10 protein-coding genes are annotated in these 13,122 nt (G+C 35.2%); 9 read left to right on the forward strand and 1 reads right to left on the reverse strand.

Annotation, left to right across the window (positions count from 1 at the left end; translation table 11 throughout):
* Positions 1-74 precede the first annotated feature (74 nt).
* From DYE31_RS04965 to DYE31_RS04990, 6 genes are all read left to right on the forward strand, one after another.
* Positions 75-377 (forward strand): YerC/YecD family TrpR-related protein, encoded by a 303-nt coding sequence (locus DYE31_RS04965; protein WP_015900726.1) that lies wholly within the window; start codon positions 75-77, stop codon positions 375-377.
* A gap of 216 nt (positions 378-593) precedes the next feature.
* On the forward strand, positions 594-1,283 hold the full coding sequence (gene pcrB, locus DYE31_RS04970) for a heptaprenylglyceryl phosphate synthase (protein WP_015900724.1): 690 nt from the start codon (positions 594-596) through the stop codon (positions 1,281-1,283).
* On the forward strand, positions 1,284-3,479 hold the full coding sequence (pcrA, locus tag DYE31_RS04975; RefSeq protein ID WP_015900723.1) for a DNA helicase PcrA: 2,196 nt from the start codon (positions 1,284-1,286) through the stop codon (positions 3,477-3,479). It begins immediately after the preceding gene.
* Between the two features lie 3 nt (positions 3,480-3,482).
* Positions 3,483-5,489, forward strand: a complete 2,007-nt coding sequence (gene ligA / locus DYE31_RS04980) for an NAD-dependent DNA ligase LigA (protein ID WP_015900722.1) — start codon at positions 3,483-3,485, stop codon at positions 5,487-5,489.
* 20 nt (positions 5,490-5,509) lie between these two features.
* On the forward strand, positions 5,510-6,712 hold the full coding sequence (locus DYE31_RS04985) for a CamS family sex pheromone protein (protein WP_015900721.1): 1,203 nt from the start codon (positions 5,510-5,512) through the stop codon (positions 6,710-6,712).
* A 171-nt stretch (positions 6,713-6,883) separates the two neighbouring features.
* The gene (locus DYE31_RS04990; RefSeq protein ID WP_015900720.1) at positions 6,884-7,921 is read left to right on the forward strand and encodes an NAD-dependent formate dehydrogenase; all 1,038 of its coding nucleotides are present in this window, start codon (positions 6,884-6,886) and stop codon (positions 7,919-7,921) included.
* 62 nt (positions 7,922-7,983) lie between these two features.
* Here the strand turns inward: DYE31_RS04990 and putP are convergent, their stop codons facing one another.
* Positions 7,984-9,525: a sodium/proline symporter PutP gene (gene putP / locus DYE31_RS04995; RefSeq protein WP_015900719.1), complete on the reverse strand. Its 1,542-nt coding sequence runs from the start codon at positions 9,523-9,525 to the stop codon at positions 7,984-7,986.
* 388 nt (positions 9,526-9,913) lie between these two features.
* Here putP and gatC point away from each other — a divergent pair, with 388 nt between their 5' ends.
* From gatC to gatB, 3 genes are read left to right on the forward strand one after another with little or no spacing between them, the layout of a single operon-like run.
* Positions 9,914-10,216 carry an Asp-tRNA(Asn)/Glu-tRNA(Gln) amidotransferase subunit GatC gene (gatC, locus tag DYE31_RS05005; RefSeq protein ID WP_015900718.1) on the forward strand — a complete coding sequence of 101 codons (303 nt, stop codon included), beginning with the start codon at positions 9,914-9,916 and terminating at the stop codon, positions 10,214-10,216.
* Positions 10,216-11,673, forward strand: a complete 1,458-nt coding sequence (gene gatA, locus DYE31_RS05010; RefSeq protein ID WP_015900717.1) for an Asp-tRNA(Asn)/Glu-tRNA(Gln) amidotransferase subunit GatA — start codon at positions 10,216-10,218, stop codon at positions 11,671-11,673. The genes gatC and gatA overlap by 1 nt, the downstream gene beginning before the upstream one ends.
* 16 nt (positions 11,674-11,689) lie before the next feature.
* Complete coding sequence (gatB, locus tag DYE31_RS05015; RefSeq protein ID WP_015900716.1) at positions 11,690-13,117, forward strand: Asp-tRNA(Asn)/Glu-tRNA(Gln) amidotransferase subunit GatB; 1,428 nt, start codon at positions 11,690-11,692, stop codon at positions 13,115-13,117.
* Positions 13,118-13,122 lie beyond the last annotated feature (5 nt).

Consider the following 13,122-nt stretch of genomic DNA (forward strand, 5'->3'; position numbering starts at 1 on the left):
GTATTGGATTACTACACTTTAACGTATTAGTACGTTAAAATAGGTATGAATATAAAGAACAGGAGTTGTTTGATATGCAAATTGAAAAATTACGCGGCAAGGCATTAGATGAGTTATTTGATGCAATTTTAACGCTTGAAAATAGAGAAGAATGTTACGAATTTTTCGATGATTTATGTACAGTCAACGAAATTCAATCGTTATCTCAAAGACTCCAAGTCGCAAAAATGATTAAGCAAGGTTATACTTACGCAACAATTGAAAAAGAAACTGGCGCATCAACAGCGACTATTTCCAGAGTGAAACGCTCATTACAATGGGGCAATGATGCCTATACTGTCGTTTTAGACAGAATGAATATTGAAACAAACGAATAATTTTGATATACCGAAACCCATTCCATTATTTTTAGTGCGAATGGGTTTTATATGTACTCTTGTGTTTGAAAATAAGGATGTTGAAAATGAATAAAGTCATATTTTGATAGATATTTCATTTTACAAAGCTTTAATGATTTTCATATACATCCACTTAGAATATAGACCTTAAAAATGATATAATCATATGTATGTTATGAGAAGGAGACCGGTGAAATGTACGACATTAAAAAGTGGAAACATGTATTTAAATTAGATCCTGCGAAAACGATCAGTGATGAGGATTTGGATAAAATCTGCATGTCAGAGACGGATGCTATTATTATTGGCGGAACTGATAATGTAACCGAAGATAATGTCATTCAGTTGATGAGTCGTGTCCGCCGATATCCGCTTCCATTGGTACTTGAAATTTCAAATTTGGAAAGTACAATGCCTGGTTTTGATTTTTATTTTGCTCCAATGGTACTGAACAGCCGAGATGTTACATATCATAATGGAATCTTATTAGAAGCTTTAAAAGAATATGGACATATGATGGATTTTGACGAAGTGATTTTCCAAGGTTACGTAGTATTGAATCCTGATTCTAAAGTGGCTGAAAAAACACAAGCGAACACTGACATAGATACACAAGATATTGAAGCATATGCCTTAATGACAGATAAAGTTTACCGCTTTCCGATAATGTACATAGAATACAGCGGAACTTTTGGAGATATGGAAAAAGTGCGTGCTGCAAAGGATAACTTAGAAGAAGCGCATATTTTTTATGGCGGCGGTATTTCATCAATAAGCGATGCAAAAGCAGCTGCTGGCGTGGCAGATACCATTGTGGTCGGTAATTTAGTATATAACGATATCAAACAAGCGTTAAAAACTGTGAAAATAAAGGGGAAATCGTAAATGAATGCGTTATTAGACAATATGAATACGGAACAGAGTGAAGCGGTGCGTACAACAGAAGGCCCGCTTTTAATCATGGCCGGAGCAGGTTCAGGTAAAACGAGAGTACTAACGCATCGAATTGCTTACTTGTTAGATGAAAAAGGAGTTTCTCCTTATAATGTATTGGCCATTACATTCACGAATAAAGCAGCACGTGAAATGAAAGAACGTGTTGAAAAACTTGTAGGAGAAGAAGCACAAGCAATTTGGATGTCTACTTTCCACTCGATGTGCGTTCGTATTTTGCGTAGAGATGCAGATCGTATCGGAATTGAACGCAACTTTACAATCATTGATCCGACAGACCAAAAATCAGTCATTAAAGATGTATTGAAACGAGAAAATATTGATCCTAAACGTTATGAGCCAAGAATGTTTATCGGGGCAATCAGCAATTTGAAAAATGAATTGAAAACACCAGAAGACGCGGTAGCAGAAGCAACCGACTTCATGTCTGATATGGTAGCGCGTGTATATGAAGGCTATCAACGCCAGTTGTCACGAAACGCAGCATTAGACTTTGATGATTTGATTATGACAACAATTACATTATTTGAACGTGTACCAGACGTATTAGAATATTACCAAAATAAATTCCAATATATTCATGTGGACGAATACCAAGATACAAACCGCGCGCAATATACATTAGTTCAATTACTCGCAAAGAAATTTAAAAACTTGTGTGTTGTAGGGGACTCTGACCAATCAATTTACGGTTGGCGCGGTGCTGATATTCAAAACATTTTATCTTTTGAAGAAGATTATCCTAATGCAAAAACTATCTTCTTAGAACAAAATTATCGTTCAACAAAAGTAATTTTAAATGCAGCTAATGAAGTGATTAAAAACAATACAGAGCGTAAACCTAAAGGATTATGGACAGCAAATAATGAAGGTAAGAAAATCAATTATTATGAAGCGGTCACTGAAAAAGATGAAGCACAATATGTTGTGAAGGAAATCATGCGTCAACAACGCGAAAATAATAAAAGCTTTAATGATATGGCAATTTTATATCGTACGAATGCACAATCTCGTGTACTTGAAGAAACATTTATGAAAGCCAATATTCCATACACAATGGTTGGAGGACATAAGTTCTATGACCGTAAAGAAATCAAAGATTTATTAAGTTATTTACGTTTAGTTGCCAACAGTAATGATGATATCAGTTTACAACGTATTATTAACGTACCAAAACGCGGAATTGGTCCTACATCTGTAGAAAAAATCCAAAATTATGCGCAACAAAATGATATTAGTATGTTTGATGCATTAGCAGAAGCAGATTTTATCGGATTATCTAAAAAGGTAGTAAAAGAAGCATTAGTATTTTACAATTTAATTTCTAATTTGATTAAAGAACAAGAATTCTTGGAAATCACTGAAATTGTTGAAGAAATCTTAGAAAAATCTGGTTATAAAGAAATGTTAGAACGTGATCAATCACTAGAATCACGCAGTCGTTTAGAAAATATCGAAGAGTTCATGTCTGTACCAATGGATTATGAAAAAAATATACCATTAGAAGAACAGTCATTAATCAACTTCTTAACAGATTTATCACTTGTTGCTGATATTGATGAAGCAGATATTGAAAACGGTGTAACATTAATGACTATGCACTCAGCAAAAGGATTGGAGTTCCCAATTGTATTTATCATGGGTATGGAAGAATCTATCTTCCCGCACATCCGTTCAATTAAAAGTGATGATGAGCACGAAATGGAAGAAGAACGTCGTATCTGTTATGTAGCAATTACGCGTGCAGAAGAAGAACTTTATCTGACACATGCAACGTCTAGAACTTTATTCGGCCGTATTCAATCAAATGCTGAATCAAGATTTTTAAAAGAAATACCTGAAGATTTATTGAATAAGGGTATGAAAAAAGAGAGTAAAATCGGCAGTTCATTCGGTGGTAAAAAACCAGCTAAACGTGGACCAAGCCGTCGTGTTTCTAGAAATGCAGCAGTATCTTCAAGCGATTGGAAAGTAGGAGATAAAGTCATGCATAAATCATGGGGCGAAGGTATGGTCAGCAATGTGAATGAAAAAAATGGTTCAGTAGAATTAGATATTATTTTTAAATCCCAAGGACCTAAACGATTGTTAGCGAATTTTGCTCCGATTGAGAAGAAGGAGGATTAATAAATGGCCGAACTTGCAACACGCGTTCAAGAATTACATCATCTTTTGAATAAATATAGTCATGAATATTACGTTCAAGACAATCCGTCAGTACCAGATAGTGAGTATGATAAATTACTGCGTGAACTAATTGATATTGAAAATGCCCATCCTGAATATAAAACAGAAGATTCACCGACAGTCAGAGTAGGTGGAGAAGCACAAGCGACTTTTAATAAAGTACGTCATGACACGCCGATGTTAAGTTTAGGTAATGCATTTAATGAAGAAGAATTACGACGCTTTGATGCACGTGTACGTGAAAAAGCAGGCAAAGTTGAGTATATGTGCGAGTTGAAAATTGATGGATTAGCAGTTTCATTAAAATATGAAAATGGCCGTTTTGTTCAAGGACTTACACGTGGTGACGGTACAATTGGTGAGGATATTACAGCCAATTTACGTACCATTCGTGCGATACCTTTACGCATCAATAAACCGCTGACGTTTGAAGTGCGTGGTGAAGCATATATGCCGAAGAAATCTTTTGAGCATTTGAATCAACAAAAAGAAGAAGCAGGAGAACAAGCTTTTGCTAACCCAAGAAATGCTGCAGCAGGTTCACTGCGTCAGTTAGATTCCAAACTTGCTGCTAAACGCAGACTCAGTATCTTTTTATATAGTGTCAATGACTTTACAAATTTCCATGCTGAATCTCAAAGTGAAGCATTAGATGAATTGGATGAACTAGGATTTAAAACCAATCAAAATCGTAAACGCGTTTCAGATATTGATGGTGTATTAGAGTACATCAAATACTGGACAGCACATCGGGAAGAATTGCCCTATGATATAGATGGTATTGTGATAAAAGTTAATGACTTGGAAGAACAAGAAGAACTTGGTTATACTCAAAAATCTCCTAGATGGGCAATTGCTTATAAGTTCCCAGCTGAAGAAGTGGTCACGAAATTATTAGATATTGAATTAAGCATCGGCAGAACGGGTGTTGTTACACCAACTGCTGTATTAGAGCCGGTTCGAGTTGCGGGTACGACTGTTTCGCGTGCTTCGTTGCATAATGAAGATTTGATTCATGAAAAAGACATCCGTATCGGCGATAGTGTAGTGATTAAAAAAGCGGGAGACATCATTCCGGAAGTAATTCGCAGTCTTCCAGATCGACGTCCTGAAGGCACAGAACCATATCATATGCCGACACACTGTCCAAGCTGCGGACATGAGTTAGTTCGCTTAGATGGTGAAGTCGCGTTACGTTGTATAAATCCGAAATGCCCAGCTCAGTTAGTAGAAGGCATGATTCATTTTGTATCCAGACAAGCGATGAATATTGACGGGTTAGGTACTAAAATTATTATGCAGCTTTATGAAAATGAAATTATTAAAGATGTCGGCGACCTTTATTACTTAACTAAAGATGATTTATTACCGCTTGAAAGAATGGGTGAAAAGAAAGCAGATAATCTGCTTAATGCAATTGAAGCTTCTAAGAAAAATTCACTTGAGCATTTATTGTTTGGATTAGGTATCAGACACCTTGGTGTGAAAGCGAGCCAAGTGATTGCTGAGCGCTTTGAAACAATGGATAGACTGTTTAAAGTAACTGAAGAAGAGTTATTAGAAATTCATGATATCGGCGATAAATTAGCAACTTCTCTTATTACTTATTTAAATAATAAAGATATTATCGCTTTAATTGAAAAACTTCGCAGAAAAAATGTTAATATGACATATGAAGGTATAAAAACTTCAGAAATTCAGACTGATTCTGAATTTAATGGTAAAACAGTCGTCTTAACTGGCAAGTTGCACAACATGACACGAACAGAAGCTTCAAAATGGCTTGAAGCACAAGGGGCTAAAACAACAAGCAGCGTGACAAAAAATACTGACCTTGTTATTGCAGGTGAAGATGCCGGTTCTAAGTTGACTAAAGCTGAAAAGCTTGGAACAGAAGTCTGGTCTGAAGATGAATTTATTCAAAAACAAAAAGAAGTTGAAAATAAATAAACAATAGAGGAGATTGGGGCATGAAGCGGACATTTGTATTACTCATCTCTCTCTTATTGATTCTCACAGCGTGTGGCAATAAGGATGAGCAAGATAAATCAGATAAAAATGAAAGCAGTAACAAGACAGATTCGAATAATGTAAAACAAATTGCAACGGATAAAGATGTTCAAGGCGATGATTATCGTATGATTCTACCGTTTAAAGAAAGCCAAGCAAGAGGCCTCCTGCAACAAAATATGGCTAGTGGTTATAATGGTGAAGATTTCGAAGACGGCTTACTCAAACAAAGCAAAGAAGTTTTCCCAACAGATAAATATCTTTACCAAGATGGACAATATTTAGATAAAGATACGATTAATTCTTACTTAGATCCTAAATATACGAAGTCTGAAATTGATAAAATGTCAGGTGATGAAAAAGAAGAGAAAAATGCAAATGAGAATTTAGGCTTGAATCCATCTCATAACGGCGAAAAAGATGAAAAGAAAATTGCAGAGAAATCACCTGCTTATTTATCTAATATTCTTGAGCAAGATTTTTATAGCAACAGAGATACTGAAGGCAAGAAAATCAAAGGTATGACAATTGGTCTTGCAATGAATAGTGTGTACTATTACCAAAAAGAAAAAGACGGCGAAACTTTCAGCAAGAAATTAGATAGAGCTAAAGTGGAAAAAGAAGGTAAACGTATGTCAGATGAAATTTTATCTCGCTTACGTGAAAATAAAGCTTTAAAAGATATTCCGATTCATTTTGCAATTTACATTCAATCAGGTGAAGATGAAATTATTCCTGGGGAATTTGTAGCAGGAGCAACAGCTGATGACGGACAAACTCGCATTAATAACTGGAAATCAATTGATGAGAAAACAGTATTATTGCCTTCTCAAGAAGCAGGAGATTTAGACGAAGGTTTAAATAATAACTTCAAGCAGTTTAATGATAATCTGCAGTCTTATTTCACAAACTTTACCCAAGCAGTAGGTAAAGCAAAATTTGTTAATAAAAAGCCAAAACAAGTATCAATTGACTTGCCGATTGACTACTATGGTAAAGCGGAATTAACAGGTATTACACAATATGTAACAGAACAAGCAGATAAATATTTCAGTAATATAGATGAATATGAAATTCATATTAAAGATGGTAACAATGCTCGAGCATTAATTACTAAAACAAAAGATGATAAAAAACCGCAAGTACATATTTATAAAAATTAATGTGTATGGTTGTAACTTAAAAGATACCTTTTCAGGTATCTTTTTTAATTCTTATGACAAAAATTTGAAAATACTCACTCCATTTGTTTAAACGAAAGTGTTAAGGGAATTTTAAAATTAATATGACTAACTTTTTAAATCACAAAATATATGAAAAAAAGGTGATTATAAATGAAAATTGTAGCATTATTTCCTAAAGCAACTGAAGGAGAAACAGAAAACAATATACTAGACGACCAAACTGCATTGAACTTACGTCCTTTCTTAGAAGAAAAAGGGCATGAACTTGTAGTTCTAAAAAATGGAGAAGAGGATTTAGATAAACACCTTAAAGATATGGATGTTGTAATCAGTGCGCCTTTCTATCCAGCATATATGACTGCTGAACGTATCGAAAAAGCACCGAATTTAAAAATTGCGATTACAGCAGGCGTTGGTTCTGATCATGTGGATTTGGAAGCGGCAAGTAAACATGATATCTCTGTTGTAGAAGTTACAGATTCTAACACTGTAAGTGTTGCAGAACATATTGTAATGACGACTTTAATTTTAGTTCGTAATTATGAAGAAGGGCATCATCAATCTGAAGATGGCACTTGGAATTTAACAAAAGTGACAAATCATGCATTTGAACTGCAAAATAAAACGATTGGTATTTTTGGTTTAGGCCGCATTGGACGTTTAGTAGGGGAACGTTTAAAACCATTTGATGTGAACATTCAACATTATAGACGTTCAAGTCAAGAAGATACAGACTTCTCAAAATACGTTGATTTTGACCAACTTGTTGAGACAAGCGATGTGTTAATTATTACTTCACCATTAACACCAGAAACAGACAATTTATTTGATTATGATACTATCAGCAGAATGAAAGATGGCAGTTATATAGTCAACTGTGCCCGCGGTAAAATTGTTAATAAAGACGAAATCGTACAAATGGTTAAAGAAAATCATATTCAAGGTTATGGCGGCGATGTATGGTATCCGCAACCTGCTCCGGCTGATCATCCTTGGAGAAAAATGCCGCGTAATGCGATGACTATACATTATTCAGGTATGGTTATTGAAGCGCTATACCGTATTGAAGAAGGCGTTAAGAACTTGTTAACTGATTTCTTTGAAGAGAAACCATTCCCTGAAAAAGATGTGATTGTGAATGGTGGTCAAATCACAAGTAAGTCATATGCAAAGAATGATAAAAAATAATTATTGAAAACAAAAACAAAGCATCATCGCCACAAAGTGTGGCGATGATGCTTTGTTTTTGTTTATTTAGTATGAAGAATTTGTTTTACTTCATCTAATTCCCCAATAGTACGTTCACTTGGTTTTTGAGTTAATTTACTTACTGCATAAGTTACTATCACACTGATAATAAATCCTGGAATAATCTCATACATACCAAAGATTTCATTAATATTAGCCATTGGTTTGATGAATACAATCCAGACAATAACTGTTGCTGCACCAGCAATCATACCACTGATTGCACCAGCTCTAGTTAATCCTTTCCAATACAATGAGAAAAGAACAAGCGGACTGAATGAAGCTCCAAATCCTGCCCAAGCATTACCAACAAGATTTAAAATTGTATCATTTGGTGTCCATGCAATCCAAATAGCGACAAATGCTACAACCATTACAGAAATACGGCCGACAAGTACAAATTCTTTTTCATGTTTTTTAGGATCTGCCTTTTTACCACGAATCAATTTGTAAAAATCTTCAGTAAGAGAACTTGAAGTTACAAGCAATTGAGAAGAAATTGTACTCATGATTGCAGCTAAAATTGCTGCAAGTAAGAATCCGCCAACAAGAGGGTGGAAGAGTACTTGTCCCATAATGATGAATAAAGTCTCAGGATCTTTAAGTGTAATATGATATTCAGGTACGAACGCAATTCCTGTAAGTCCGACTAAACATGCACCTGCAAGGCCGATGACCATCCATGCAATTCCGATACGACGTGCTTTTGGTAACAATTTAAAAGATTTGATAGACATGAAACGAACGATAATGTGCGGCTGTCCAAAGTAACCCAATCCCCATGAGAACAATGAAATAATACCAAGTACTGTAGTGCCACGGAATAAATCCAAGTTTGTAGGTTTCATATCTGCCACTTGATGGAATGTATCTAACCCGTTTAATTTTAAAAGTGCAACAATAGGTACCATGACCATCGCTATTAACATAATCACACCTTGGAAGAAATCTGTGATAGATACAGCAAGATATCCGCCTAGGAAAGTATAGAAAATAACGATAACAGCAACCATGATTAAACCATAGCGGTAATTTAAACCGAATGCTGTTTCAAATAATTTTCCTCCTGAAACAAATCCTGAGTATGTGTATAAAGTAAAGAAAATAACGATAATAGAACCAGATATAATTTTAATAATATTTGAATGATCATCCAATCTATTTTTAAAGAAATCTGGCAGCGTAATCGCATCACCTGCAAGTTCAGTATAAACACGCAATCTTGGCGCAACTATGAAGTAGTTCAAATATGCACCTAAACTCAATCCGATAGTAATCCAAATTGCTGATAAACCAGTAGTATATACAGAACCTGGCAATCCCATAATCATCCAACCACTCATATCAGACGCCCCAGCAGACAAGGCAGTGATGTACGGTCCGATGCTACGTCCTCCCAACATATACTCGCTTAGATTGCCTGTTGATTGCTTATAACCATAAATCCCGATGATTACAAGTATTAAAAAATACACGCCAATCATAATGTACGTTTGCCAGTTCGCATCAATTTGGCTACTTACTGAAGTCCCTAAGATAAACATCGTGTTTTCCCCCTTTTCCCATTGAAATTTCAATGTATACGCATTATTATACAATAATTCTGAAATATGGGGTATAAAAATTTTAAATGTTGTGAAAATTTTTAAAGGCATGATGACAGTTAGTAAAGCGTTTACATATTTTGTATAAAAGCAAAAATTCCAATCGTTATAATCAGTATTTTTATAATTTAGAATGCATAAAATTATAATGAGACAATTCAAGTGTATTTTCGAGATATATAAAAGCTTGCATTAGGACTTGATTATGATTAAGTTAAAAGGGACGAAGTTACTGACAGAATGGTTTTGAAAGCGAAAAAATTTAGATTTTCAACCAGATTTTTGATACAATTTAGTGATGAAGTATTATTAAGGAGGCAATTCATTAATGGCTAGAGTATCACGTGAAGAAGTTGAACATATTGCAAATTTATCTAAACTTCATATTTCACCAGAAGAAACTACTGAAATGCAAGACACATTAGAAACAATTTTAAACTTTGCCCAACAAATCGATACAGCAGATACAAGTTCGGTTGAACCGACTTATCATGTATTAGATTTACAAAACGTTTTAAGAGAGGACAAAGCAATTCCAGGCATTCCTCAATCACTTGCACTTAAAAATGCAAAAGAAACAGAAGATGGCCAATTTAAAGTACCATCAATCATCAGCGGGGAGGATGCGTAATGTCTATTCGTTATGAATCAGTTGAAAAATTAAGCGAAATGATTAAGAACAAAGAAATCAAACCTTCAGAAGTTGTCAAAGATATCTATGACGCGATTGAAGAAACTGATCCAACTATTAAATCATTTTTAGCATTAGATAAAGAAAATGCAATGAAAAAAGCAGAAGAATTAGATGAATTGCAAGCGAAAGATCAAATGGAAGGTAAGTTATTCGGTATTCCTATGGGAATCAAAGATAACATTATCACAGAAGGTCTTGAAACTACTTGTGCCAGTAAAATGCTGGAAGGATTCGTTCCTATTTATGAGTCTACTGTAATGAATAAGTTGCATGATGAAAATGCTGTGTTAATCGGTAAACTCAACATGGATGAATTCGCAATGGGCGGTTCAACAGAAACTTCTTATTACAAAAAGACAGTGAACCCATTTGACCACACAGCGGTACCAGGCGGATCTTCAGGCGGTTCAGCAGCAGCAGTGGCAGCTGGATTAGTACCATTCAGCTTAGGTTCTGATACTGGCGGTTCTATTCGTCAACCAGCAGCTTATTGCGGTATTGTTGGTATGAAACCGACATATGGCCGTGTATCTCGTTTTGGTTTAGTTGCTTTCGCATCTTCATTAGACCAAATCGGACCTTTAACACGTAACGTTAAAGATAATGCGATTGTTTTAGAAACAATTGTAGGTGAAGATAAACACGATTCAACAAGTGCACCAGTTGCAGATAATGATTTCACTTCAGATATCGGTAAAGATATCAGAGGTATGAAAATTGCGTTGCCTAAAGAATATTTAGGTGAAGGTGTAAATGATGAAGTAAAAGAAGCAGTTCGAAATGCTGTTGAAATTTTAGAAGGTGAAGGTGCTATTGTTGAAGAAGTATCACTTCCAAATACAGGATATGGTATTCCTTCATACTATGTTATTGCATCTTCAGAAGCTTCATCTAACCTGTCACGCTTTGATGGTATTCGTTATGGTTTCCACTCTAAAGAAGCAAACACTTTGGATGAATTATATAAATTATCACGTAGTGAAGGATTCGGTAAAGAAGTTAAACGTCGTATCTTATTAGGTACTTTCGCTTTAAGTTCAGGTTACTATGATGCTTACTACAAAAAATCTCAAAAAGTAAGAACATTGATTCGTCAAGACTTCGAACGTGTATTCGAAGACTACGATGTGGTTGTAGGTCCAACTACGCCGACACCTGCCTTTAATTTAGGTGAGGAAATCAATGATCCGTTAACAATGTATGCAAACGATTTATTAACTACTCCAGTCAATCTTGCTGGCTTACCAGGTATTTCAATACCTTGCGGCCAAACAAATGACAGACCAATCGGATTGCAGTTTATCGGCAAACCATTCGATGAAAAAACACTTTATCGTGTTGCTTATCAATTCGAACAACAATATAACTTACATGATCAATATCAAAATTTATAAGGAGTGTTAAATAATCATGCATTTTGAAACAGTGATTGGACTTGAAGTCCATGTTGAGTTGAAAACAGACTCTAAAATGTTCTCTCCATCACCTGCGCATTTCGGAGCAGAACCAAACTCAAATACAAATGTAATCGACCTAGCATACCCAGGTGTCTTGCCAGTTGTAAACAGACGTGCTGTAGACTGGGCAATGCGTGCATCAATGGCTTTAAATATGGAAATTGCGACAGAATCAAAATTCGACCGTAAAAACTATTTTTATCCAGATAATCCGAAAGCTTACCAAATTTCTCAATTTGACCAACCAATCGGAGAACACGGTTATATTGATATCGAAGTAGACGGCGAAACAAAACGTATCGGTATTACACGTCTTCATATGGAAGAAGATGCTGGTAAATCAACACATAAAGATGGTTACTCATTAGTTGACTTAAACCGTCAAGGTACGCCATTAATTGAAATTGTTTCAGAACCAGATATCCGTTCACCTCAAGAAGCTTATGCATATCTTGAAAAATTACGTTCTATTATCCAGTATACAGGTGTTTCTGACTGTAAAATGGAAGAAGGTTCATTACGTTGCGATGCGAACATTTCATTACGTCCTTATGGCCAAGAAGAATTCGGTACAAAAGCTGAATTGAAAAACTTGAACTCATTCAACTATGTTCGAAAAGGTCTTGAATATGAAGAAAAACGCCAAGAAGAAGAATTATTGAATGGCGGAGAAGTATTGCAAGAAACACGTCGTTTTGATGAATCAACTGGTAAAACTATTTTAATGCGTGTTAAAGAAGGATCAGATGATTACCGTTACTTCCCAGAACCAGATATCGTACCATTGTACGTTGATGAAGCATGGAAAGAGCGCGTACGTCAAACAATCCCTGAATTACCAGATGCACGTAAAGAAAAATACGTGAATGAATATGGCTTACCTGCATATGATGCACATGTTTTAACTTTAACTAAGGAAATGTCTGATTTCTTTGAAGGTGCTGTAGAAGCAGGTGCAGATGTTAAATTGACATCTAACTGGTTAATGGGTGGTGTAAATGAGTACTTGAATAAAAACCAAGTTGAACTTCAAGATACTAAATTAACACCTGAAAACCTTGCTGGCATGATTAAATTAATTGAAGACGGTACTATGAGCAGTAAAATTGCTAAAAAAGTTTTCCCAGAATTAGCTGAAAATGGCGGCGATGCTAAACAAATTATGGAAGATAAAGGTTTAGTTCAAATCTCAGATGAATCTGTATTATTAAACTTCGTTAACGAAGCTTTAGATAATAATCCTCAATCTGTTGAAGACTTTAAAAACGGTAAAGGCCGTGCAAAAGGCTTCTTAGTTGGACAAATCATGAAAGCTTCTAAAGGACAAGCTAACCCGCAAATGGTAAATAAATTGTTACAACAAGAATTAGATAAACGCTGATTTAA

This window comes from Staphylococcus carnosus (assembly GCF_900458435.1).
Classification (GTDB): Bacteria; Bacillota; Bacilli; order Staphylococcales; family Staphylococcaceae; genus Staphylococcus; species Staphylococcus carnosus.

Excerpts from the sequence above, each read along its gene's own strand:
- putP (WP_015900719.1), bottom strand. The coding sequence starts at position 9,525 with ATGTTTATCTTAGGGACTTCAGTAAGTAGCCAAATTGATGCGAACTGG.
- DYE31_RS04985 (WP_015900721.1), top strand. The coding sequence starts at position 5,510 with ATGAAGCGGACATTTGTATTACTCATCTCTCTCTTATTGATTCTCACA.
- pcrB (WP_015900724.1), top strand. The coding sequence starts at position 594 with ATGTACGACATTAAAAAGTGGAAACATGTATTTAAATTAGATCCTGCG.
- ligA (WP_015900722.1), top strand. The coding sequence starts at position 3,483 with ATGGCCGAACTTGCAACACGCGTTCAAGAATTACATCATCTTTTGAAT.
- pcrA (WP_015900723.1), top strand. The coding sequence starts at position 1,284 with ATGAATGCGTTATTAGACAATATGAATACGGAACAGAGTGAAGCGGTG.
- DYE31_RS04990 (WP_015900720.1), top strand. The coding sequence starts at position 6,884 with ATGAAAATTGTAGCATTATTTCCTAAAGCAACTGAAGGAGAAACAGAA.
- gatB (WP_015900716.1), top strand. The coding sequence starts at position 11,690 with ATGCATTTTGAAACAGTGATTGGACTTGAAGTCCATGTTGAGTTGAAA.
- gatC (WP_015900718.1), top strand. The coding sequence starts at position 9,914 with ATGGCTAGAGTATCACGTGAAGAAGTTGAACATATTGCAAATTTATCT.
- gatA (WP_015900717.1), top strand. The coding sequence starts at position 10,216 with ATGTCTATTCGTTATGAATCAGTTGAAAAATTAAGCGAAATGATTAAG.
- DYE31_RS04965 (WP_015900726.1), top strand. The coding sequence starts at position 75 with ATGCAAATTGAAAAATTACGCGGCAAGGCATTAGATGAGTTATTTGAT.